This is a genomic window from Aeromonas sp. BIGb0405 (genome assembly GCF_024807335.1).
Lineage (GTDB): Bacteria > Pseudomonadota > Gammaproteobacteria > Enterobacterales > Aeromonadaceae > Aeromonas > Aeromonas rivuli.
On sequence record NZ_JANUEP010000008.1, the window covers coordinates 1 to 21,611 of the forward strand.

Below are 21,611 nucleotides of genomic sequence, written 5' to 3' on the forward strand. Positions count from 1 at the left end.
ACCGAGATGGAGCTGCAGGCGGTCAATGGGGTCGGTCAGCGCAAGCTGGAGCGCTTCGGCGAGGCCTTCATGGATCTGATCATCGACTACTGCCGTCGCTAGGCTCGACCTTGGTGGAGATTGGGTCAGCGGCGATGCCGATGACCGAGATGGAGCTGCAGGCGGTCAATGGGGTCGGTCAGCGCAAGCTGGAGCGCTTCGGCGAGGCCTTCATGGATCTGATCATCGACTACTGCCGGCGCTAGGGTCGATTAGCGCAGCGTAATCGACCGCAAAAGTGCCGGGTCTGATTGATGTAGCGACAGGGATGAGGCGCCCGTCTACCGGGCGCACAAGGTCACTTCAAGCTGGCGTAGTAGGCGGCGAGGTTGTCGATATCCGCATCGCTGAGCATGGCCATGAAGGGTGCCATCAAGGGTTCCTTGCGATCGCCATCGCGAAACGCCTCCATCTGTTTGGCGAGATAAGCTGCGTTCTGACCCGCCAGATGCGGGTAGCTGGCGACACTGGCCTTGCCATCGATGCCATGGCAGGCGGCGCACACCACCGCCTTCGCCTTGCCCGCCTCGACATCGGCCGCCTTGGCCTGATGTCCCCATACCAGTGCCAGCAGGGGCAGGGCATATAGCCATTTGTGCATCTTCTTCTCCTTGAAATGAAATTGGACCATCGCCCGTTGGCCGGATTGGGCCGACGGCGGTATAACAGAGTGACACGAGCATACGCAGGGACGAATCGCACCACCATGAAGCTTATCAATACTTTTGCCACCGAATTGCCCTGGGCCTGCGAGCCGGTAACCCCCCAGCCCCTGGCCAATTCTCGCCTGCTGCACCTCAATCGCCCCCTGCTCGCCGAACTGGGGTTGGCGGGGGTGACGGATGCCGACTGGCTTGCCTGTTGCGGTCAGGCCAAGCCCTTGCCGGGCATGGCGCCGGTGGCCCAGGTCTATGCTGGCCATCAATTCGGCGGCTACAGTGCGCGCCTCGGTGATGGCCGCGCCCTGTTGCTCGGCCAGCAGCAGACCCCGGACGGTGAGCTTTGGGACCTGCATCTGAAGGGTGCTGGCAAGACCCCCTTCTCCCGCTTCGGAGACGGGCGCGCCGTATTGCGTTCCAGCATCCGCGAGTACCTGGCCTCCGAGGCGCTGCATGCCCTCGGCATCCCCACTACCCGTGCCCTGGTACTGGTCGGCAGTGACGAGCCCGTCTATCGCGAGACGGTGGAGACGGGGGCGACGGTACTGCGCACCGCTCCCTGCCATATCCGCTTCGGCCAGTTTGAATACTTCGCCTGGAGCGGCCAGGGGGAGAAGATCCCGGCTCTCATCGATTACCTGCTGCGCCACCATTTCCCCGAGCTTGAGAATGGCGCCGAGTTGTTCGCCGAGGTGGTGCGGCGTACCGCGCGGCTCATCGCCAAGTGGCAAGCCGTTGGCTTCACCCACGGGGTGATGAACACGGACAACATGTCTATCCTGGGGCTGACTCTGGATTACGGTCCCTACGGCTTCATCGATGGCTACGAGCCCGACTTTGTCTGCAATCACACCGACAGTGGCGGCCGTTATGCCCTGAGCCAGCAGCCTGCCGTGGGTTACTGGAACCTGCAGAAACTGGCCCAGGCCCTGGCGGATCATGTGGACGGCGAGGCCATGGCCGCGGCACTGGGTCAGTATGAACATCATCTGATGCTGCACTACTCCGAGCTGATGCGCGGCAAGCTGGGGCTGACGCAGTGGGAGGAGGAGGATCCCGCCCTGTTCCGCCAGATGTTCCAGCAGCTGGCGGCGGACGGGGTTGATTACCACCTCTTCCTGCGCCGTCTGGCGCTCGTCGAGCCGAACGGCCCCTGGCCTGCGTCCCTGCTTGCCCTGCTGCCCGATGCCGCACTCTGGCAAGGTTGGCTGACAAGCTATCGTGAGCGTCTCGCCCGGGAGGGGGAGGAGAGCGGGTCGCGTCGCGCGCGCATGAATCAGCTCAATCCCAAGTACGTGCTGCGCAATGCCCTGGCCCAGCAGGTGATAGAGGCGGCAGAGCGGGGGGATATGACCCCCTTCGAGCGCCTTTATGCTGCGTTGCAGCATCCCTATGCCGAGCAGAGCGAATTCGAAGATCTCGCCACGCCGCACCCCAGCTGGTATCAGGGGGAGGCGCTCTCATGCAGCAGCTGAATCAGTGCCCAAGCCGACAACTCAATCGGGTAGGAGATCATGGATGGGGACGTCTATGTCATTGAGCTGGCAGTTGGTGGGCATGGATGAGGCGAGCGGCACCCTGCTGCTGACCCATCCTGATCTCGATTGGGACAACTTTCCGGCGCTGGCAATCAGTCTGCTGGATGAGTGGGAGCTGGCGCTGCTACAGCAAGATAGCGGCGCCGATCGCCACAGTTGGCAACTGACGTTTGAAGAGAGCCGCATTTGGCTGCACTTCGAGCATCATAGCGGCTGCTGGCTCAGCGCCGATGACGAGGAGGGGCGTGCAACCCTGCGCTGGCTGAGTCGACGGTACAAGGATTGAACTATGGCGCGGGGGGCGTATAATGCCGCCCCTCGATCACTGCCGTATTAGCGCCATGGTGGCGCTATGGGTTCCCTAACCCCATTAACCAAAAAGGTCACAATATGAATCTGACCCCTGCTCAGCACCAGACGGCGCTGACGCGACTCGCGTTGTTCCACATCCTGATCATCGCCAGCAGCAACTACCTGGTGCAATTGCCGATCACCATTTTCGGCTTTCACACCACCTGGGGAGCCTTCAGCTTTCCGTTCATCTTCCTTGCCACCGATCTGACTGTCCGAGTCTTCGGCGCCGGTCTGGCGCGCAAGATAATCCAGCGAGTCATGCTGCCAGCCTTGCTGGTCTCTTATGTGCTGTCCGTGCTCTTCTTCGAGGGCAGTTATCAGGGCATCGCCAATCTGGCGACCTTCAATCTGTTCGTGGCCCGGATTGCCCTGGCCAGCTTCATGGCGTATCTGATCGGTCAGTTCATGGACGTGATAGTGTTCAACCGCCTGCGGCTGCTCAAGGCCTGGTGGGTGGCACCGGCGGCATCGACTCTGATCGGCAATCTGGTCGATACCCTTGCCTTCTTCAGCATCGCCTTCTGGCGCAGTGATGATCCCTTCATGGCGGAGCACTGGGTCGAGATAGCGACCGTGGACTATGTATTCAAGCTGCTGATAAGCCTGGGTTTGTTCGTACCACTCTATGGCGTCTTGCTGCGCTACCTCAGCCGCAAGCTGGTGGGGGATCCCAATCCTGCTGCCCTGCAGGGCGAGGCGCGCAATGCCTGAGTTCCCGGCTTGTCAGCAGAGATGATCCAGTTGGCCACCCCAGGGTGGTCAATTTTTTTGCACATTTTTTGAAATATCGGCAAATAACAGTTGCCAAGTTAAATGAGAATGATTATTGTTAACTTGCGTTCCGGGATAGGCCCCATCAGTTCCAACATGGTGACTTCTTGTGAAAGCACGACATTGCTCACATTGCTTCCAGTTATAGGGCCAGTTCTTCTGGCCCTCTTTTTTTGTCTGTTTTCCCCGATTTTCTAGCCATTTCCCCCGAATTTTCCCATAAAAAATGGGAGCCAAGGCCCCCATTCTGCAAACATGGATCAGCTTATTCGATATCCAGCGGATCCGGGGAGAGAATGACCCCGGTGGTATCGGCATAGAGGTGATCGTCCGGCAGGAAGGTGACCCCCCCGAAGTTGACCGGCAGATCCGTTTCTCCCACATCCTTGCTGTCGGCGCCGACTGGAATGGCGGCCAGGGCCTGAATACCGAGATCCAGATCCTCCAGCACATCGACCTCGCGCACGCAGCCGTAGCAGACGATCCCTTCCCACTCATTCTGGGCCGCCGTAGTGGCGATCTCGCCGTCGATCAACGCCCTGCGCATGGAGCCGCCGCCATCGACCAGCAATACCCGGCCTATGCCGTTCTCTTTGACGATTTCACGGATCAGACCGTTGGATTCGAAGCATTTGACAGTGGTAATGACACCACCGAAGGAGGCGCGTCCGCCGAAGGAGCAGAGCATGGGTTCGAGCACATCGACCATGTCCTGATAGATGTCGCACAGTTCTGAAGTATTGTATTCCATTGAGTCAGTCCACCGCTGGAAACAGGTGGATCCAGTATAGGGACTGGGCCCGGCATTTCAATGAATATTCCTTGAACAACAAGTGACTGGCGGCTTCCATCGCGCCATCTGCGTCGCGATGTTCAGCATAGAACGCGGCCACGGGAGCCGCGTTTTTTATGACGCGAATCGAGGTGGCTAATCCTCAGGCCGAGGCCTTTTCCTCAGACGCCGACTGTCCGAACCAGGCGAGCTTGTCCGCCAGGGTGACGACCGAGCCGACCATGATGAGGGCCGGGCTCTCGACGCCGATGGCCAGCTCCGGCAGCTGGTCGAGGGTGCCGCGGATGACCCGCTGGCTCGGCTGGGTGCCGCGCTCGATCAGCGCCACCGGGGTGTCGCCCCCCTTGCCGTGAGCCAGCAACTGCTCGCGGATCACGGCGCAGGATGAAAGCCCCATATAGAACACCAGGGTCTGCCGATCCCGGGCCAGCAGAGGCCAGTCGAGATCCTGGGCGCCGCCCTTGCCGTGGGCGGTGACGAAGCGCACGCTCTGGGCGTGGTCGCGGTGGGTCAGCGGAATGCCCGCGTAGGCGGCGCAGCCACTCGCCGCCGTGATCCCCGGCACCACCTGAAAACCCACGCCGCTGCCCACCAGGGTCTCCAGCTCCTCGCCGCCGCGGCCGAAGATGAAGGGGTCGCCCCCCTTGAGCCGCACCACCCGCTGCCCCTTCTTCGCCTCCTCCAGCAAGAGTTGGTTGATGCCCTCCTGGGGCACGCAGTGGTTGCCCGCCTGTTTACCGACGAAGATGCGTCTGGCATCCCGCCGCACCAGCGCCATCACCTCGTCCGAGACCAGCCTGTCATAGACCACCACATCCGCCTGCTGCATCTGGCGCAGGGCGTGCAGGGTGAGCAGGCCGGGATCGCCGGGGCCGGCGCCCACCAGGATCACCTCGCCCTTGGCGCCGGCATCCTCGGCAAAGAGCGCGTCGGCCAGCTGGTTGGCGGCAGCCTTGTCGCCGCGCGCCAGCGCCTGACCGAGGCGGTCGGCGCCGAGCAGCCGCTCCCAGAACTGGCGTCGCTCCCCCATGCTAGGGAAGCGGGCCTTGACCCTGTCTCTCAGGCCGCCGGCGAAGGCCGCCACCGCGCCGAGGTGCTGGGGCAGCAGGGCCTCCAGCTTCTCGCGCAGCAAGCGGGCCAGCACCGGGGCCTTGCCGCCGGAGGAGATGGCCACCATCAGGGGTGAGCGGTCGATGATGGACGGCATGATGAAGCTGGAGCGTTTCGGGTCATCTACCACGTTGGCAAAGATGCCCGCCTGGTTCGCGCTCTGATAGACCAGCGCGTTGACCTCGCGCCGATCGGTTGCGGCCACCACCAACCACTTGCCCGTCAGCTGCGCCGGCTCGAACTCGGCGGTGAGCCAGTCGATGGTCCCGTCGGCGGCCAGCCCCGCCAGCTCGGGGTCGAGCGTGGGGGAGACCACCGTCAGTCGGGCGCCGGCGTCCAGCAGCAGGCGCGCCTTGCGCTCCGCCACGTCACCGCCGCCAACCAGCAGCACGGGTTTGTTGTCGAGTCGGCAAAAGATGGGCAAGTAGTCCATGGGGCCTCCGGATCAGGCGGTTTGGGTCTGGCTGGCGGTGGCGGCGTCGGTCACGGGGACGGGACGCTCCGCCTTGGGGGTGGCATACCAGTAGCCGAGGCCCATGAAGAGCGCGCCGGAGACTGTGTTGCCCAGGGTCACCCACAACAGGTTGTGGCCTATGCCGCCCAGGGTGTAGGCCTCGGAGTGGGCGCCGAACCAGGAGAGGGCGAACAGGGTCATGTTGGCGATCGAGTGCTCATAACCGGAGGCGATGAAGGCCAGCAGGCACCACCAGATGGCGATGAACTTGGCCGCGCCCTCGGTGCGCAGCGCCATCCAGATGGCGAGGCAGACCAGCCAGTTACACAGCACCCCCTTCATGAACAGGGTCAGGGCCGGGGCCTGGGTCTTGGCCAGCGCCACCTTGTGGGCCAGGCTGCCCGCGTCCGGCAGCAGGCTGCCGCCGTAGGAGTAGATCAGCGCCACCGCTATGGATCCGAGCAGGTTGCCGGCCCAGGTCTGGGGCAGGATGCGCAGCAGATCCCCCATGGAGATCTTGCCCGTCTTCACCCCGAAGGTGAGGAACATGGTGTGGCCGGTGAACAGCTCGGAGCCGGCGATGATCACCAGGGTCAGGGCGATGCCGAAGGTGGCCCCCATCACCAGCGGACGGATGCTGGGATCCACCAGATTGCCCAGGGTGAAGATGAGGATGATGCCAAGGCCCACATAGGCCCCGGCCATGGCGGAGCTGAGCCAGAAGCCGAGCTTGTCACTGCGCTCGAAGCGGTTGATGCGGGCCGCGTTGGCGGCGCACTTGTTGATGGTTTCGGTATACATGCTGGTTCTCTTTAAGCGGGCCGCCCGCAGGCCGCCCTGATGTGTATGGGATTAGACGGCGACCCAAACCTGCTGGTCGCGCACTTCAACGGGATAGCTCTGTACCGACATGGCGGCATTTTCGAGGCAGTGGCCGTCGCTCAGGCGAAAGTGCTGCTTCTTGAGCGGGCTGGCGACCCAGAGCGCGCCGTCGTGTTCACCTACGATGCCGCGCGACAGCACGTTGGCGGCGAAGAAGGGATCCCGGTTGTCGATGGCGAATACCTCGGCCGCTGCGCTTGGGCGGAACAGTGCGATCTGACGCCCTTCGATCAGGGCGCAGACGCCGGTGCCAGGGAGTATGTCGTTGAGTTGACAGGCTAATTTCATGATTGAACCTCCACATCGAGCGAAACAGGCATATTCTGGCGACCTTCAATGAGGGCGCAGACGCCGGTGCCGGGGAGTATGTCATTGAGTTGACAGGCTAATTTCATCACTTTGCCTCCACTTCGATCTGGTAGACGGGGATGCGCTCCGCCGGGGTGGCGGGCCTGTGCTGGTCACGCTCGCTGACGAACTGCACGTCAGGGTCGCGTTTGCCGCTGTTGATGAAGTGGCTGAAGCGCTTGAGCGCCTCCTCTTCATTCAGGGTGCGGGACCATTCGCACTCGTAGCCGTCGATCAGCACCTGGATGTCACGTTCCAGGGTCTCGGCCAGCCCCAGCTTGTCGTCGACTATCACCTCGCGCAGGTAGTCGACGCCCCCTTCCAGATTGCCGAGCCAGACAGAGGTGCGCTGCAGTTTGTCGGCGCTGGTGACGTAGAACATCATGAAGCGGTCGATCAGCTTGATCAGCGTCTCGCGGTCTAGGTCTGAGGCCAGCAGATCGGCGTGGCGCGGCTTCATACCGCCGTTGCCGCCCACATAGAGGTTCCAGCCCGCGTCTGTGGCGATGATGCCGACGTCCTTGCCCTGAGCTTCCGCACATTCGCGGGTACAGCCGGAGACCCCGAACTTCATCTTGTGCGGGGTGCGGATGCCCTTGTAGCGGTTCTCGAGGAAGACCCCGAGGCCGACGCTGTCCTGCACGCCGAAGCGGCACCAGGTGCTGCCGACGCAGGTCTTGGCCATGCGCAGCGCCTTGGCGTAGGCCTGACCGGTCTCGAAGCCCGCGGCCAGCAACTTGCGCCAGATGGCGGGCAGATCGTCCTTCTGGGCACCGAACAGGCCGATGCGCTGGGCGCCGGTGATCTTGGTGTAGAGCTGGTAGTCTCGGGCCACTTCGGCCACCGCCAACAAGCCTTCCGGGGTCACCTCACCACCGGCCATGCGCGGGATGACGGAGTAGCTGCCGTCCTTTTGCATGTTGCCGAGGAAGATGTCGTTGGTGTCTTGCAGTTGGGTGTTCTGCGGGCTCAGCACATGGTCATTCCAGCAGGAGGCGAGGATGGATCCGACCGTGGGTTTGCACACCTCGCAGCCGTAGCCCTGACCGTGCTTGCGCAGCAGCTCGTCGAAGCTCTTGATCCCTTCCACCTTGACCAGGTGGAACAGCTCCTGACGGGAATGGGAGAAGTGGCCGCAGAGGTGGTTGTTGACCTCGATGCCCTGCTTCACCAGCTCGGCGTTGAGCACCTGGCTGATGAGCGGCACGCAGCCGCCGCAGCCGGTGCCGGCCTTGGTGTGCTGCTTGATGGCGGCCAGGGTGGTGTGCCCCTCGGCGACCGCCTGGGCGATATCGCCCTTGGAGACGTCGAAACAGGAGCAGATCTGGGCGCTGGCCGGCAGGGCGTCCACCCCCAGGGTCGGCTTGGCACCGGCGTAGGCTGGCAGGATCAGGGTATCCGGGTGGGCTGGCAGCGGCATGGCGTTGAGCATCAGCTGCAGCAGGTTGCCGTAGTCATCCACGTCACCGACCAGCACGGCGCCGAGCAGGCGGCTGTTGTCTTCGCTCACCACTATCCGCTTGTAGACCCCGGCCTGATCGTCCTGGAACACATAGCTGTGGCTACCGGGGGTGCGGCCATGGGCATCGCCGATGGAGCCGACGGAGACGCCGAGCAGCTTGAGCTTGGCGCTCATGTCCGCCCCTTCGAAGCGGCTGTCGCCGCCGAGCAGGTGATCCACCGTGATCTGGGCCATCTTGTAGCCTGGTGCCACCAGGCCGAAGAAGCGACCCTGCCAGGCGGCGCACTCGCCGATGGCGTAGATGTCAGGGTCTGAGGTGAGGCAGTGATCGTCGATGAGCACACCGCCGCGCTCTGCTATGGCCAGTTCGCTATAACGGCCCAGGGTGTCCTGCGGGCGTATGCCGGTGGAGAAGACCACCACATCCACGTCAAGGGCGCTGCCGTCGGCGAAGGCGAGGCGGTGTTTGGCCTCCTTGCCGCCGTGCATCAGGATCTCGCTGGTGCTCTTGCTGGTGTGAACCTGCACCCCCATGGACTCTATCTTGCGGCGCAGCAGCTGGCCGCCCTGACCGTCGAGTTGCTCCGCCATCAATACCGGGGCAAACTCCACCACATGGGTCTCGAGGCCCAGTGCCTTGAGGGCGCCTGCCGCTTCCAGCCCGAGCAGGCCGCCACCGACCACCACACCACTCTTGCCGCTCTTGGCGGCGCTGCGGATGGCTTTCAGATCTTCGATGGTGCGGTAGACGAAGCACTCGTGGTGCTGACTGCCCTGGATGGGTGGCACCCAGGGGTAGGAGCCGGTGGCCAGCACCAGCTTGTCATAGCCGACCACAGTGCCCTTGTTGGAGTGCACCTCGCGGGCCGCCCTGTCGATTTTTTTCACCGCTTCGCCGAGCAGCAGGCGGATGCCGTGCTTTTCGTAGAAACCGGGTTTGACGAGGGAGAGATCTTCGCTGGTGTGGTGGGAGAAGTAGGAGGAGAGATGGACACGATCGTAGGCGGGACGCGGTTCTGCACCGAAGACGGTGATCTCGAACCGGTCCGGATCGGATCGCTCGATCAACTCTTCGATGAAGCGGTGCCCCACCATGCCGTTGCCGATGACGGCCAGCCTGACTTTGCTCATGAGTGCCTCTGATTTGGAGTTATAAAACGTCATATCTGAGCCAAGGCTAACCAGTGAGCAGTGGTGGGCTATTGATGCAAATCAAGTGTCTATTTATATATCTCCTCAGGGGTAAGTTGGTGAAATAGGAAGCTATGCATAAATAGGTATACCAGTGGTGCATTCTGGACTTTGGCTGTCATGAGGCCAGGAGGTGCAAGAGGAGCTGGCTCGCCTGGCCAGGCATCATGAAAAAAACACCTCGGCAGAGGTGCTTTCACTGTGTGGCATCTGGTTGGTGCGCCTGGCTATGACGGCGCAGATCACTGCTTTTTCGGATTGGCCTGATAGGGGGCGCGGGCGCAGGTTTCGCGGATGAGGGTGCGCAGCCAGCGGTGGGCCGGATCGGCGTCCAGCCGAGGGTGCCAGAGCAGGGCCAGGGTGATTTTTGGCAAGGGGAAGGGCAGGGGCAGAGTCACTAGATCGGCGTGCAGGGCGGCGCAGTGCAGGGCGGGCACCGTCGCCACCAGATCGCTGCCCCGCACCAGCGCCAGCGCCGTGGCAAACCCCGGCACCAGGGTGGCGATGGTGCGTTCCAGCTTGAAGACGGCGAGCGCCTCATCGACGGGGCCGTGCTCCTGAGCGCGCCGTGACACCATAATATGGCGGGCGTCGGCATAGCGGGCGGCGGTCAGTGGGCCTTCGCACAGGGGGTGACCGGGACGCACCACGGCGACGAAGCGATCCTGAAACAGCGCCTGGGTGTGCAGCTCGGGCGCCGTGTTGGCCCCGATCACCCCGGTCTCGAAATCCAGCTCACCGCCGCGCAGGGCGTGGCTCTCCTTGTCGGGCTTGGCCATGAAATGCAGCCGCACCCCGGGCGCCTCGGTGGCGAGCCGTGCCAGCAGGGCCGCCCCGACACTCTCCACGAAACCGTCGCTGGCCCTCAGCCGGAAGGTGCGCACCAGGCTGGCCGGATCCACCTCCTGCTGGGGGCGCAGCACGGCCTCGGCCTCCTGCACCAGCTGGCTGACCCGTTCGCGCAGGGCCAGGGCGCGGGGGGTGGGCACCAGCCCCCGGCCCGCGCGTACCAGCAGGGGATCCCCGGTGGTCGCGCGCAGCCGGGCCAGGGCCCGGCTCATGGCGGAGGGGCTGAGTTTCAGCCGTCTGGCTGCGCCGGCCACGCTGCCCTCATCGAGCAGCGCCTCCAGGGTTAGCAGCAGATTGAAATCGGGTGTGCTCATGATCTTGCCTCGCCTAGCCTTCAGGGTGACCGCCTCATGGCGGTGCCTCTCGCCTCATCATACGCGAGGATCCGGCTCTTCATATGGCGTGTCGTGCAGCTATAAGTTGCAAGTCGTGCGTCTTCCGCTGCTTTATCCCTCCGGCTAGCCTTGTCGATATCCTCTGCTGCCGAGACTCTGCCCATGCCCAATTCCATCGCTCCTACCTCATCCGCTAGTCGCCGTGCAGGTTTGCTGGCACTCGGCCTCGCCACCCTGCTGCCCATGCTGGCGGGGAGCATGGCCAACATGGTACTGCCCGCCCTGGGGCAGGTGTTTGCCGTCCCCTTTGCCAGCGTGCAGTGGGTGCTGGTGGCTTACCTGCTGGGGATCACCTGCCTGACAGTGGTGGCCGGGCGGCTTGGGGACAGGTTTGGCCGGCGGCGTTTGCTGCTCTGGGGCATGGGCCTGTTCGCATTGGCGTCCCTGCTGTGCGCCCTGGCACCCACCATAGGTTGGCTGATTGCGGCGCGGGCCCTGCAGGGGGCCGGGGCGGCCTGCATGCTGGTGCTCGCGCTGGCCATGGTGGGCCAGCTGGTGCCACCAGAGCGGCGTGGCTGGAGCATGGGACTGCTCGGTACCCTGTCGGCCTGCGGTACAGCCCTTGGCCCCTCGTTTGGCGGTCTGTTTATCGACGGGTTGGGCTGGCAGGCTCCCTTTCTGCTGCTGGTACCCCTCAGCCTGCTGGCGCTGGGCTGTGCCCGGCTCGGTCTGCCCCGGGACGGCTCCTCGCCACAGAAGGAGAGGATGAACCTCGCTAGCCTGTCACTGCTGGTGGCTGCCCTGCTCTGCTACGGCCTGGCATTGACCCTGGGGGGCTCCCTGGCCCTCTGGTGGGGGGCGGGGGCCTTGCTTGTCACTGCGCTGTTCATTCGCCGCGAGCGCCTCGACCCCTCTCCCCTGTTGCCACTGGTGCTGCTGGCCGCCCCCCGGCTCAGGGGGGGCTTGCTCGCCAGTGCGCTGGTGGCCAGTGTCATGGTGCTGACCCTGCTGATCGGCCCCTTTTACCTGCGCGGTGTGTTTGACCTCGATATGGCGACGGTCGGGCTCATGATCTCGGGGGGGCCCCTGCTGGCCGCCTTGACGGGCATGCCTGCCGGCTGGCTGGTAGACAGGCTGGGTGCGCGGCAGGTGGTCCGGCTGGGGCTGGCAGTCATGGGGACAGCGGCCCTCGGCTTGGCCGGGGCGGCGGGGCAGTTCGGCCCGCTCGGCTATCTGCTGCCCATACTGCTGCTGACCGTCGGTTATGCATTGTTCCAGACCGCCAACAACAGTGCCGTGGTGGGGGAGGCGAGTGAGCAGACCCGGGGCGCCGTGGCCGGTCTGCTGACCCTGTCGCGCAATCTGGGCCAGTTGACCGGGGTGGCCGGGCTCGGCGGCCTGTTCGCCGCCCTGGTGGGAGAGCAGGGCCTGAATATGGCCAGCGAGCTGGTGTTCGGCACCCAGGCCCTCTTTGCCCTGAGCGCCCTGCTGATTGGCCTGGCGCTATGGCTGGTGGGGCGCCGCCGGGAGGAGACGCTGGCGGTGGTGTGAGGATCATGGGACACAAAAAAACGCCTCCGCGAAGGGAGGCGTTTGTCTAACGGGAGGGGGCGAGCTTACAGAATGTAGCGGCTCAGATCCTCATCTTCGATCAGGGCCCCGAGGTGAGCATTGACGTAGTCGGCATTGATGACGAAGGTCTCGCCGGACTTCTCGGAGGCATCATAGGAGATGTCTTCCATCAGACGCTCCATCACGGTGTGCAGACGGCGGGCACCTATGTTCTCGGTGCGTTCGTTGACCTGCCATGCCGCTTCGGCCAGACGGCGAATGCCATCCTGAGTGAACTCGATCTTGACCCCTTCGGTGGCCATCAGGGCTTGATATTGATCGGTCAGGGAGGCGTTCGGTTCGGTCAGGATGCGCTCGAAGTCACCCGTGGTCAGCGCGGTCAGCTCAACCCGGATCGGCAGACGGCCCTGCAGCTCGGGGATGAGATCGGAGGGGCGCGCCACCTGGAAGGCGCCGGAGGCGACAAACAGGATATGGTCAGTCTTCACCATGCCGTGCTTGGTGTTGACGGTGCAACCCTCGACCAGGGGCAGCAGATCCCGCTGTACCCCCTCGCGGGAGACGTCGGGACCTGAGGATTCACCACGCTTGCAGATCTTGTCTATCTCGTCGAGGAAGACGATGCCGTTGTTCTCGACCGCATGGATCGCTTTTTGCTTCAGCTCTTCCGGGTTGACCAGACGAGCGGCCTCCTCTTCGATCAGGGCCTTCATGGCCTCCTTGACCTTGAGTTTGCGCTTCTTCTTCTGACCCTGGCCCAGGTTCTGGAACAGCCCCTGCAGCTGGTTGGTCATCTCCTCCATGCCGGGAGGAGCCATGATCTCGACGCCCATCTGCTGGGCGGCCAAGTCCAGCTCTATCTCCTTGTCATCCAGCTGACCTTCCCGCAGTTTCTTGCGGAAGATCTGGCGGCTGTTGGAGTTGTCGGCCTTCTCCTCTTCACCCCAGCTGTTGCGGGGGTTGGGCAGCAGGGCGTCGAGGATGCGCTCTTCGGCGGCTTCCTCGGCGCGGTATTTGTTCTTCTCCATCTCGGATTCACGGATGAGCTTGATGGCCACATCGGTGAGATCGCGGATGATGCTGTCCACTTCCTTGCCGACATAGCCGACTTCGGTGAACTTGGTCGCTTCCACCTTGATGAAGGGGGCGTTGGCCAGCTTGGCGAGACGACGGGCGATTTCGGTCTTGCCGACCCCGGTCGGGCCTATCATCAGAATATTTTTCGGGGTCACTTCATGACGCATCTCCTCAGAGAGCTGCATGCGGCGCCAGCGGTTGCGCAGGGCGACGGCCACCGCACGCTTGGCATCGGCCTGGCCGATGATGTGTCTGTCCAGCTCGTGGACGATTTCTCTCGGGGTCATCTCGGACATGATGAAATTCCTGTATCCGGGGCGGGCAGGGCCCACCCCGTGCAAAATGGGTCGCTTTACTCAGGCATGGCTAGTGGCGCGTTATTTAGCGGCATAGTCCAGCACTTCGATGGTGTGGTTGCCATTGGTAAAGACGCAGATGTCGCCCGCAATCTTGAGGGACTTCTCGACGATGGATTTGGCATCCAGCTCGGTATTTTCCAGCAGGGCGGTGGCCGCAGACTGGGCGAAGTTGCCGCCCGAGCCGATGGCGATCAGATCATGCTCCGGCTGCACCACGTCACCGTTGCCGGTGATGATGAAGGATTTGTGCTCGTCGGCGACCGCCAGCAGGGCCTCGAGGCGGCGCAGGGCACGGTCGGTACGCCAATCTTTGGCCAGGGCCACGGCGGCGCGCTCCAGATTGCCCTGATGAGCCTGCAGTTTGGCTTCAAAGCGCTCAAGCAGGGTAAAGGCGTCGGCGGTACCACCGGCGAAACCCGCCAGCACCTTGCCGTTATAGAGACGATGGACCTTGCGGGCGTTGCCCTTCATGACGGTGTTGCCCAGGGATACCTGGCCATCCCCTCCGATCACGACTTGGCCGTTGCGGCGGACTGAAACTATGGTCGTCACTTTACTTACCTCACTTGAGCCGGTTCACGGCCATGACTGTGCATGAAAATAGAGATGGGGTTGCCGATCCGGCTTTTCAACCCTCATTCCGTTTCGAGAGTGGGTCGACGTTTGGCAGGGGATTGGGCTGTCTGTGATGGAGGGCGGCCGTCAGGGCGGGTAAAAAACGGATAAAAAAACGCGGCGCCGTGTTGCCACGGCGCCGCGTTTTTTATGGTGGGTCGTCAGCCCTTCTTGGGGATGCAGCCGCTGATGCCGGCACCTTGCAGCTTGCGGTTGGCCGCATCGGCCGCCGCCTTGCCGTTGAAGGGGCCCACCATCACCTTGTAGATGGCGCCGTTGGCGGTATTGATGTTCTGCAAGCTGGCACTCAGGCCGGCGGAGAAGGCAATACGCGCCTTGAGAGACTCTGCGGAATCCTGCGAACGCAGAGCCGCACACTGCATCATGTAACGGCCGCCATCGGTCGAAGCCGTCTGGGCCGCTTTGGCTTTCTGGGCCTGATCCTGCGCCAGCTCGGCACGCAACTCACGCTCCATGCGCTCCCGTTCGGCCTTGCGGTCGATGGCCTGCTCCTGGGCGCTGGCCACAGGGGCGCCGACCGGCTTGGGCTGATAGGGCTGCACTTGGCCTATGGGGGTACCAGGCTGGGGTATGCTGGTTTCCACCGGCTTGGGCAGCTTCTCGGGTTGCAGGGTCAGGGTCGCCGCTGGCGGCGGGGGCAGCACCCCGGGCTGGGGTGGCGGCTCCACTATGTCGACCTGCTTGTTCTCGAGTCGTTCGATATAGCTCCACTTCTCCTGGGGGAGAGCATGGCCATCGGACTTGGGTTTATTGGCGCGCACCTGCTCCTCGATGGTCGGGCCATCGGCGGCCTTGCCATTGATGAGGTAGAGGAAGGCACCAAAGCCGACCACCAGCGCCCCCGCCAGCAGGACGGGGATCAGTGGAAAGCGGCGGCGAGGTGGCGCCTTCTTGGTATTGCGACCACCGGCTCGTCTCCTTGAGCCACTCCCCACATAATCCCGTGTCGCCATGAATTACATGCGCTCCAGGGTGTGGATGCCCAGTACGCCCAGGCCCAGCTTGAGTACCTTGGCGGTGGCGGCACAGAGCAGCAGACGGCTCTGACGTGCCTCCGGCTCTACCCCGTCCTTGTTGATGGGGCAGGCTTCATAGAAGGTCATGAAGTTGCCGGACAACTCGTACAGGTAAGTACAGAGCAGGTGAGGCATGCCACGCTCGGCCACGCCGTTGACCGCATCGGAGAACTGGATCAGCTTCTGAGCCAGGGTCAGCTCGGCATCCTCGTTGAGCGAGATGTTGCCGCTGAGGCTGCTCACATCGACACCGGCCTTGCGGAAGATGGACTGGATGCGGGTGTAGGCGTACTGCAGGTAAGGGGCTGTGTTGCCCTCAAACGACAGCATCAAGTCCCAGTCGAAGATGTAGTCTGTGGTGCGGTTCTTGGAGAGATCCGCATATTTGACCGCACCGATGGCGATGGCGTGCACCACCTCGGCTTTCTCTTCGGCGCTGAGATCGCTGTTGCGGTTCTCCAGCAGGGCGGCAGCGCGCTCTTCGGCTTCGTTGAGCAGATCGACCAGCTTGACGGTGCCGCCGGAGCGGGTCTTGTAAGGGCGACCATCCTTGCCCAGCATCATGCCGAAGGCGTGGTGCTCGAGGGGCACGGATGCCGGCACATAACCCGCCTTGCGGGTGATGGTCCAGGCCTGCATCAGGTGCTGGTGCTGACGGGAGTCGATGAAGTACATCACCCGATCGGCCTTGAGGGTCTCGTAACGGTACTTGGCGCAGGCGATGTCGGTGGTGGTGTAGAGGAAGCCGCCATCGCTCTTCTGGATGATGACGCCCATGGGCTCGCCATCCTTGTTCTTGAACTCGTCGAGGAACACCACGGTAGCGCCTTCGCTCTCGACCGCCAGTCCCTGGGCTTTCAGGTCGGCCACTATGCCGGGCAGCATGTCGTTGTACATGGACTCGCCCATGATGTCCTTGTTGGTCAGCAAGACATTGAGGCGGTCGTAGTTGCGCTGGTTCTGGGCCATGGTCAGGTCGACCAGCTTCTTCCACATGGTGCGGCAGTACTCATCGCCCCCCTGCAGCTTGACCACATAGTTGCGGGCGCGCTCGGCGAAGGCCTGGTCTTCGTCATACAGGCGCTTGGCCTGGGTGTAGAAGGCTTCGAGATCCTTGAGCTCCATGTCGCTGGCGTGCTCGTTCTCCATCTTCTCCAGATAGGCGATCAGCATGCCGAACTGGGTGCCCCAGTCGCCGATGTGGTTGGCGCGGATCACCTTGTGACCCAGGAACTCCAGGGCGCGGGCCGCCACGTCACCGAGTACGGTGGAGCGAATGTGGTGTACCGCCATCTCTTTGGCCACGTTGGGGGCAGAGTAATCCACCACCACGGTTTGCGGGGTCGGCAGCTTCACGTTGGCGTTGGCACAGGCCACCATGGCATCGACCTGCCCGGTCAGCCACTGCTGATTGAAGAAGAAGTTGATGAAGCCGGGACCGGCAATCTCGACCTTGGCGATCAGGTCAGAGGCGGGCAAGTGTTCTATGATGGCGGCGGCCAGCTCACGGGGGTTCTTGCCGGCCGGTTTGGCGAGCAGCATGGCCAGGTTGGTAGCCAGGTCACCATGAGCCTTATCCTTGCATCGATCTACCAGCACTCGGGCTTCCAGCTCCGCTGGCAGCAGGCCTGCGGATTTGAGGTTGGCTACCGTCTGTTCAAGTAGATGATGAATATGCTCTTTCATGACTGACCACCGAGGTTATGCGTCGAAATATGACTGATATATAAGGGCGTGAATTTTACCCGCATCGGGCCGAGAAAACTATAGGGATGACCCTCCACCCCTGAGGCGGCGGATATTTCACTGCTTGGTGCGCAGATTTGCAGAATATTGCGTTGTTGTCTGCGGCTTATCCATTTCTACTGCATATTGAAGCAGCTTGTCCAGGCTATTTTCCCCTAATAGTAATAGGGGTTTTTATTCCTACTCGGTCTGAATGATCTGACCACTTTGGGGTGTCGTATCAGGAGAAGGCACACGAAATGGGATGCAAACATGAAACTGGCGCTCTTTCCCCTCTCCGCTCATTTGCTGCCCGGTGGCATCATGCCGCTGCGCATCTTCGAGCCCAGATACCAGCGGATGATCGCCGAGGCGGGGGACGCCGGCTTTGGGCTCTGCATGTGGGATAGCCGCCAGGGGGATGAGTTGCGCAACATGTACCCCATCGCCACCCGGGTGCGCATCATCGACTTTGACATGCTACCGGACGGCCTGCTGGGCATCACGGTGCAAGGGGTGGAGCGATTGCGTATCCAGCGTCTCTGGCAGGAGCCGGACGGCCTGCGGGTCGGTGAGGTGGAGCAGTTGCCGCTCTGGCAGTGTGGCCGTCTGCCACGGGATCAGCGCAATCTGGCCCAGGCCCTGCGCGAGGTGTTCAGTGACTACCCCGAATATGCCGCCCTCTATCGCGAACCTGACTGGGACGATGCCTGCTGGGTCGCCCAGCGCTGGATAGAGGTACTGCCCATTCCCCCGGAACAGAAGCAGTGGCTGATGGCCTGCGAGGACTATCACCCCGCCCTCAGTTTGCTGAGCAACCTGCTGGTTGCCAGTCACTGATCGCGGCCTTGCCCATCACTTATCTCCCCCGTTGGTGCTTGCCCGATGCGAGGGCGCGTCCCCTCCTTGACCAGAAAGAGTCAGGCGTCGCTGATCCAGACGGAGTCTCTGGCCGTATTGACCTGCACGGTAGCAACCAGGGTAAGGGCTATGACATATACTGGCCAGTCACAACGGACTCACAGCAGGATCTCGCCCCAGATGGACACAGTCATAGGCGTTCCCGACCTGAAAACCCAGCTGATAAGGGTCGCCGAGTCTGCCGACAAGGTAGCCTTTGCCGCCCTGTTTCGTCACTTCGCGCCGCGTATTCGCAACTATGGTTTGCGCCATCTTGGCAGTGACGCCAATGCCATGGAACTGGTTCAGGAGACCATGCTGCTGGTCTGGCAGAAGGCACGGCTCTATCACCCTGAGAAAGGGGCGCCCAGCACCTGGATCTACACCGTCATGCGCAACCAATGCTTCGACATGTTGCGCCGCCGCCGTGCCAGTCGTGAAGATCTGTGCGCCGAAGAGATCTGGCCCCTGCTGGAGTTTGGGGCCGACTTGCCCCAGGGACCCGGTGGCGAGGATGCGGTGCTGACACGGCAGATGGCCCATTACGTCAGCGTGCTGCCTGAGCCGCAGCAGCAGGTAGTGCGTGGCATCTACCTGCAGGAACTCTCCCAGCAGGAGCTGGCCGAGCGACTCGGCGTACCGCTTGGCACCATCAAGTCCCGGCTGCGACTGGCCCTGCAGAAACTCAAAGAGCAGGTGGAACGTCATGATGCATAGCCTCGTCATGACCAGGAGCGACCCTGTGATGGGTGGTGCCCCGGGGCCAGGCTCATATCGATCGCACATATTTATGGAGCAGTATCATGATTAAATCCCATCCGACCGAGCAGATGCTGCGTGCCTTCGCGGCCAACGAGCTCCCCCTGCCCCTGGCGGTCGGGGTATCGGCCCATTGCGAGCTCTGCCCCGAATGTGCCGCCCGGGTGACGTTGTGGGAGGCGCAGCTGGCCGAGGCACTCGAGGCCGCCCCCCTGCCGGATCAGGTCGCCCCCGAGCTGGACGCCATGCTGGCCATGATAGTGCAGCAACCCCTGCCCGAACTCATCCCTGTGTCTCACACCGACACCCAGCTTGAGGTAGCGGGTCGGTGTTATCGGTTGCCGAGGGTGCTGGCCCGTTACCGCTCCCCCAAGTGGCGGCATTTTGGACCCGTTCGCCAACATAGCCTGCCCCTGGGGGAGTTGGGGGTGCGGGCCAGCCTGTTGCACATCGATGCGGGCGGTGCCATTCCCGAGCATACCCATCAGGGCTATGAACTGACCTTGCTGCTGGCGGGCAGCATGCAGGATGGCGATCAGCGCTACGGGGCCGGTGATTTCATCTGGCGAGATAGTCGCCATGCACACAGTCCGCACACGGTCGATGGCTGTCTCTGCTACACGGTGCAGGATGCCCCCATCCAGTTCACCAAGGGGCTGTCGCGCTTGCTCAATGGTATCTCTGGGCATCTCTATTGAGGCCAAGGGCTCGGCGGGGCAGCACCGCCATTCACGCATCAAAAAAGGGACCCTGGGGTCCCTTTTCACATTCAAGCCTGATTCGTCACGGCAGATTAATGCACGAACACCATGTAGACGGCGAAGGCGACGACGAAGCGATAGATGGCAAAAGGCACGAAATCGAGGCGACGGATCAGCGCCAGGAAGGTGCGGATGGCGAACATGGCCACCACGAAGGCGGTGACAAAACCGACCGCAAACATGGGGAAATCGGTCATGGAGAGGAAGTCCCGGCTCTTGTAGAGATCCAGGCCGCTCGCCGCGATCATCATGGGGACCGCCAGTATGAAGGAGAACTCGGCCGCCGCCTGGCGACTGATCCCCATCAGCATGCCGCCACTGATGGTGGCTCCCGAGCGGGAGAAACCGGGCCAGAGTGCCAGACACTGGAACAGACCTATGCCAAAGGCTTGCTGGTAGCTGATGTCATCCAGGGTTTCGGAGCGCACCGCAGGGCGTTTCCATTCGGCGATCAACAGCAGTATGCCGCCGGCGACCAGGGCATACATCACCGTCTGGGGGCCGAACAGATTTGCCTTGATCCAGCTATGAATGGCGAGGCCTATCACCACGGCGGGCAACATACCGAGGATGATGTGCACCAGAGAGAGGGTGGCGTGATCCTGAGGGGGCTTCTGGCCAAAATGAATGCCGATGAGGCCGAACAGTCGGCGCCAGAACACGACGACGACTGCCAGGATGGAGCCCAGCTGGATCACCACCTCGAAGGTGGCGGCCTTGGGGCCTTCGAAGCCCAGCAGATGGCCGACGATGATCAGATGGCCGGTGGAGGAAACGGGCAGAAACTCGGTCAGGCCTTCCACTACGCCTAACACGAATGCGACAAACAGGGTGTAGTACTCTGTCATGGATCGGATCTCTTGGTTGTCTGGATATGATGCGCCCCCGCAAGCGGGGGCGCGCCAATGATGGCGGAAAACCACGCAGGCAACCAGAGAATATTGCCGCTGGCTCAGTCGAGGGCGGTCAGGATCCGCTGCTGCCAGGCTGTATCCAGAGGGGGCTGAGCCAGGGCCTGAACGGCGCTGACGATCTGTTCTGGCCTGCTGGCGCCAATGAGGGCGCTGCTGACCACTGCATCGCGCAGCACCCACTGCAGCGCCAGCTGTGACAGGCTCTGTCCGCGCTCCTCGGCCAGGGTGTGCAGGGCACGTATCCGGGCCAGTTTTTCCGCCGTGAGCTGGTCCGGCTTGAGGAAGGGGCTAGGGCTGGCGGCGCGGGAATCGGCAGGAATGCCCGCCAGGTAGCGGTCGCTGAGCAGGCCTCCCGCCAGGGGCGAGAAGGCCACCACGCCCATGCCTTGTTCACGGCAGACCGGCAGGGTCTGCTCTTCAATCTCCCGCTGAAACAGGGAGTATTTGAGCTGATTGACCAGGCAGGGAGTGCCCAGCTCTGCCAGCCGGATCGCGGCCTGACGGGCCAGCTCGGCGGGATAGTTGGAGAGACCGACATAGAGCGCCTTGCCCTGACGCACCATGAGTGCCAGGGCCTGACAAGTCTCTTCCAGGGGCGTGTGCGAGTCCGGCCTGTGGTGATAGAAGATGTCCACATAGTCGAGGCCGAGGCGGCGCAGGCTCTGGTGCAGGCTGGCAAACAGATACTTGGCACTGCCGCCATCGCCATAGGGGCCATCCCACATCACGTAGCCCGCCTTGGTACTGATGATCAGCTCATCGCGATGGGCGGCCAGATCCTGCTTGAGCAGGCGACCGAAGCTTGTCTCGGCACTGCCCGGCGGCGGCCCGTAGTTGTTGGCCAGATCGAAGTGAGTGATACCCAGGTCGAATGCCTGACGCACCATGGCGCTCATCTGCTGGGGGGCAGCCTCTGCCCCGAAGTTATGCCAGAGCCCGAGGGCGATGGCGGGCAGGCGCAAGCCGTGGCGACCGACGGCGCGATAGGGCTGCTGCTGGTAGCGAGCCGGGTTGGCCTGATAGGGCTGATCCATACAAGTTCCTTTTGAATATCAATGTCATCGATTTCAGTGGCTCGGGCCAGTCATGCCCGACATGGCAGACCTC

Annotated in this window: 21 protein-coding genes and 1 pseudogene; 9 read left to right on the forward strand and 13 right to left on the reverse strand. The window is 62.7% G+C overall.

Translation table 11 applies throughout. The annotated features are described in order from the left end of the window. Positions 1–6: 6 nt before the first annotated feature. Together M2366_RS19925 and M2366_RS15680 are read left to right on the forward strand one after the other, a co-directional pair. Complete coding sequence (locus tag M2366_RS19925; RefSeq protein ID WP_404972804.1) at positions 7–102, forward strand: hypothetical protein; 96 nt, start codon at positions 7–9, stop codon at positions 100–102. Positions 103–104: 2 nt separating this feature from the next. Beyond that, positions 105–245: pseudogene (locus tag M2366_RS15680) on the forward strand (HRDC domain-containing protein); the annotation flags it as partial. 92 nt (positions 246–337) lie between these two features. Here M2366_RS15680 and M2366_RS15685 read toward each other — a convergent pair. Next, positions 338–640, reverse strand: coding sequence for a cytochrome c (locus tag M2366_RS15685; RefSeq protein WP_042042549.1), 303 nt, complete (start codon positions 638–640; stop codon positions 338–340). A gap of 105 nt (positions 641–745) precedes the next feature. Between M2366_RS15685 and M2366_RS15690 the strand changes: the two genes are divergently transcribed. The 3 genes from M2366_RS15690 to M2366_RS15700 all read left to right on the forward strand — a co-directional run bounded on the left by M2366_RS15690 (position 746) and on the right by M2366_RS15700 (position 3,301). Next, positions 746–2,173, forward strand: coding sequence for a YdiU family protein (locus M2366_RS15690; RefSeq protein WP_259270136.1), 1,428 nt, complete (start codon positions 746–748; stop codon positions 2,171–2,173). 55 nt (positions 2,174–2,228) lie between these two features. Then, a complete protein-coding gene (locus M2366_RS15695) occupies positions 2,229–2,522 on the forward strand; it encodes a DUF3630 family protein (protein WP_259270137.1) in 294 nt (97 codons plus the stop codon). A 104-nt stretch (positions 2,523–2,626) separates the two neighbouring features. After that, on the forward strand, positions 2,627–3,301 hold the full coding sequence (locus M2366_RS15700) for a 7-cyano-7-deazaguanine/7-aminomethyl-7-deazaguanine transporter (protein WP_224431516.1): 675 nt from the start codon (positions 2,627–2,629) through the stop codon (positions 3,299–3,301). Between the two features lie 325 nt (positions 3,302–3,626). On the opposite strand, the gene rraA is transcribed toward M2366_RS15700, so the two are convergent. The 6 genes from rraA to M2366_RS15735 form a co-directional block, all read right to left on the reverse strand. Further along, positions 3,627–4,112, reverse strand: a complete 486-nt coding sequence (gene rraA, locus M2366_RS15705; protein ID WP_042042553.1) for a ribonuclease E activity regulator RraA — start codon at positions 4,110–4,112, stop codon at positions 3,627–3,629. Positions 4,113–4,296: 184 nt separating this feature from the next. Continuing rightward, complete coding sequence (gene cysG, locus M2366_RS15710; RefSeq protein WP_259270138.1) at positions 4,297–5,697, reverse strand: siroheme synthase CysG; 1,401 nt, start codon at positions 5,695–5,697, stop codon at positions 4,297–4,299. 12 nt (positions 5,698–5,709) lie between these two features. Then, positions 5,710–6,519 (reverse strand): nitrite transporter NirC, encoded by an 810-nt coding sequence (nirC, locus tag M2366_RS15715; RefSeq protein WP_259270139.1) that lies wholly within the window; start codon positions 6,517–6,519, stop codon positions 5,710–5,712. A 51-nt stretch (positions 6,520–6,570) separates the two neighbouring features. Next, positions 6,571–6,888, reverse strand: a complete 318-nt coding sequence (gene nirD, locus M2366_RS15720; protein ID WP_259270140.1) for a nitrite reductase small subunit NirD — start codon at positions 6,886–6,888, stop codon at positions 6,571–6,573. Positions 6,889–6,994: 106 nt separating this feature from the next. Continuing rightward, positions 6,995–9,541 carry a nitrite reductase large subunit NirB gene (gene nirB / locus M2366_RS15730; protein ID WP_259270141.1) on the reverse strand — a complete coding sequence of 849 codons (2,547 nt, stop codon included), beginning with the start codon at positions 9,539–9,541 and terminating at the stop codon, positions 6,995–6,997. Between the two features lie 302 nt (positions 9,542–9,843). Further along, the gene (locus M2366_RS15735) at positions 9,844–10,764 is read right to left on the reverse strand and encodes a LysR family transcriptional regulator (protein ID WP_259270142.1); all 921 of its coding nucleotides are present in this window, start codon (positions 10,762–10,764) and stop codon (positions 9,844–9,846) included. A gap of 183 nt (positions 10,765–10,947) precedes the next feature. Between M2366_RS15735 and M2366_RS15740 the strand changes: the two genes are divergently transcribed. Further along, the gene (locus tag M2366_RS15740) at positions 10,948–12,336 is read left to right on the forward strand and encodes an MFS transporter (protein ID WP_259270143.1); all 1,389 of its coding nucleotides are present in this window, start codon (positions 10,948–10,950) and stop codon (positions 12,334–12,336) included. A 65-nt stretch (positions 12,337–12,401) separates the two neighbouring features. On the opposite strand, the gene hslU is transcribed toward M2366_RS15740, so the two are convergent. The 4 genes from hslU to argS form a co-directional block, all read right to left on the reverse strand. Further along, positions 12,402–13,730: an HslU--HslV peptidase ATPase subunit gene (hslU, locus tag M2366_RS15745; protein WP_042042563.1), complete on the reverse strand. Its 1,329-nt coding sequence runs from the start codon at positions 13,728–13,730 to the stop codon at positions 12,402–12,404. Positions 13,731–13,811: 81 nt separating this feature from the next. Then, positions 13,812–14,345 carry an ATP-dependent protease subunit HslV gene (hslV, locus tag M2366_RS15750; protein WP_042042565.1) on the reverse strand — a complete coding sequence of 178 codons (534 nt, stop codon included), beginning with the start codon at positions 14,343–14,345 and terminating at the stop codon, positions 13,812–13,814. Positions 14,346–14,569: 224 nt separating this feature from the next. Next, on the reverse strand, positions 14,570–15,382 hold the full coding sequence (locus M2366_RS15755; protein WP_259270144.1) for an SPOR domain-containing protein: 813 nt from the start codon (positions 15,380–15,382) through the stop codon (positions 14,570–14,572). A 3-nt stretch (positions 15,383–15,385) separates the two neighbouring features. Continuing rightward, on the reverse strand, positions 15,386–17,131 hold the full coding sequence (gene argS / locus M2366_RS15760; protein WP_042042567.1) for an arginine--tRNA ligase: 1,746 nt from the start codon (positions 17,129–17,131) through the stop codon (positions 15,386–15,388). A gap of 312 nt (positions 17,132–17,443) precedes the next feature. Here argS and M2366_RS15765 point away from each other — a divergent pair, with 312 nt between their 5' ends. From M2366_RS15765 to M2366_RS15775, 3 genes are all read left to right on the forward strand, one after another. Continuing rightward, positions 17,444–18,010 carry an LON peptidase substrate-binding domain-containing protein gene (locus M2366_RS15765; protein ID WP_259237091.1) on the forward strand — a complete coding sequence of 189 codons (567 nt, stop codon included), beginning with the start codon at positions 17,444–17,446 and terminating at the stop codon, positions 18,008–18,010. Between the two features lie 201 nt (positions 18,011–18,211). Continuing rightward, positions 18,212–18,787 (forward strand): sigma-70 family RNA polymerase sigma factor, encoded by a 576-nt coding sequence (locus M2366_RS15770; protein WP_224431504.1) that lies wholly within the window; start codon positions 18,212–18,214, stop codon positions 18,785–18,787. Positions 18,788–18,873: 86 nt separating this feature from the next. Further along, positions 18,874–19,527: a ChrR family anti-sigma-E factor gene (locus M2366_RS15775; protein WP_224431503.1), complete on the forward strand. Its 654-nt coding sequence runs from the start codon at positions 18,874–18,876 to the stop codon at positions 19,525–19,527. Positions 19,528–19,622: 95 nt separating this feature from the next. On the opposite strand, the gene bacA is transcribed toward M2366_RS15775, so the two are convergent. After that, positions 19,623–20,438, reverse strand: coding sequence for an undecaprenyl-diphosphate phosphatase (bacA, locus tag M2366_RS15780; protein WP_224431502.1), 816 nt, complete (start codon positions 20,436–20,438; stop codon positions 19,623–19,625). A gap of 104 nt (positions 20,439–20,542) precedes the next feature. Then, entirely contained in the window at positions 20,543–21,538 is a 996-nt protein-coding gene (locus M2366_RS15785) for an aldo/keto reductase (protein ID WP_259237092.1), read from the reverse strand. Positions 21,539–21,611 lie beyond the last annotated feature (73 nt).

What these genes read in the sequence shown, in the direction of transcription:
- M2366_RS15770 (WP_224431504.1), top strand. Translation starts at nt 18,212, where the DNA reads ATGGACACAGTCATAGGCGTTCCCGACCTGAAAACCCAGCTGATAAGG.
- M2366_RS15735 (WP_259270142.1), bottom strand. Translation starts at nt 10,764, where the DNA reads ATGAGCACACCCGATTTCAATCTGCTGCTAACCCTGGAGGCGCTGCTC.
- M2366_RS15755 (WP_259270144.1), bottom strand. Translation starts at nt 15,382, where the DNA reads ATGGCGACACGGGATTATGTGGGGAGTGGCTCAAGGAGACGAGCCGGT.
- M2366_RS15685 (WP_042042549.1), bottom strand. Translation starts at nt 640, where the DNA reads ATGCACAAATGGCTATATGCCCTGCCCCTGCTGGCACTGGTATGGGGA.
- M2366_RS15765 (WP_259237091.1), top strand. Translation starts at nt 17,444, where the DNA reads ATGAAACTGGCGCTCTTTCCCCTCTCCGCTCATTTGCTGCCCGGTGGC.
- M2366_RS15785 (WP_259237092.1), bottom strand. Translation starts at nt 21,538, where the DNA reads ATGGATCAGCCCTATCAGGCCAACCCGGCTCGCTACCAGCAGCAGCCC.
- nirC (WP_259270139.1), bottom strand. Translation starts at nt 6,519, where the DNA reads ATGTATACCGAAACCATCAACAAGTGCGCCGCCAACGCGGCCCGCATC.
- nirB (WP_259270141.1), bottom strand. Translation starts at nt 9,541, where the DNA reads ATGAGCAAAGTCAGGCTGGCCGTCATCGGCAACGGCATGGTGGGGCAC.
- M2366_RS15700 (WP_224431516.1), top strand. Translation starts at nt 2,627, where the DNA reads ATGAATCTGACCCCTGCTCAGCACCAGACGGCGCTGACGCGACTCGCG.
- M2366_RS15775 (WP_224431503.1), top strand. Translation starts at nt 18,874, where the DNA reads ATGATTAAATCCCATCCGACCGAGCAGATGCTGCGTGCCTTCGCGGCC.
- bacA (WP_224431502.1), bottom strand. Translation starts at nt 20,438, where the DNA reads ATGACAGAGTACTACACCCTGTTTGTCGCATTCGTGTTAGGCGTAGTG.
- M2366_RS15690 (WP_259270136.1), top strand. Translation starts at nt 746, where the DNA reads ATGAAGCTTATCAATACTTTTGCCACCGAATTGCCCTGGGCCTGCGAG.
- nirD (WP_259270140.1), bottom strand. Translation starts at nt 6,888, where the DNA reads ATGAAATTAGCCTGTCAACTCAACGACATACTCCCTGGCACCGGCGTC.
- M2366_RS15740 (WP_259270143.1), top strand. Translation starts at nt 10,948, where the DNA reads ATGCCCAATTCCATCGCTCCTACCTCATCCGCTAGTCGCCGTGCAGGT.
- rraA (WP_042042553.1), bottom strand. Translation starts at nt 4,112, where the DNA reads ATGGAATACAATACTTCAGAACTGTGCGACATCTATCAGGACATGGTC.
- M2366_RS15695 (WP_259270137.1), top strand. Translation starts at nt 2,229, where the DNA reads ATGTCATTGAGCTGGCAGTTGGTGGGCATGGATGAGGCGAGCGGCACC.
- cysG (WP_259270138.1), bottom strand. Translation starts at nt 5,697, where the DNA reads ATGGACTACTTGCCCATCTTTTGCCGACTCGACAACAAACCCGTGCTG.
- argS (WP_042042567.1), bottom strand. Translation starts at nt 17,131, where the DNA reads ATGAAAGAGCATATTCATCATCTACTTGAACAGACGGTAGCCAACCTC.
- M2366_RS19925 (WP_404972804.1), top strand. Translation starts at nt 7, where the DNA reads ATGGAGCTGCAGGCGGTCAATGGGGTCGGTCAGCGCAAGCTGGAGCGC.
- hslU (WP_042042563.1), bottom strand. Translation starts at nt 13,730, where the DNA reads ATGTCCGAGATGACCCCGAGAGAAATCGTCCACGAGCTGGACAGACAC.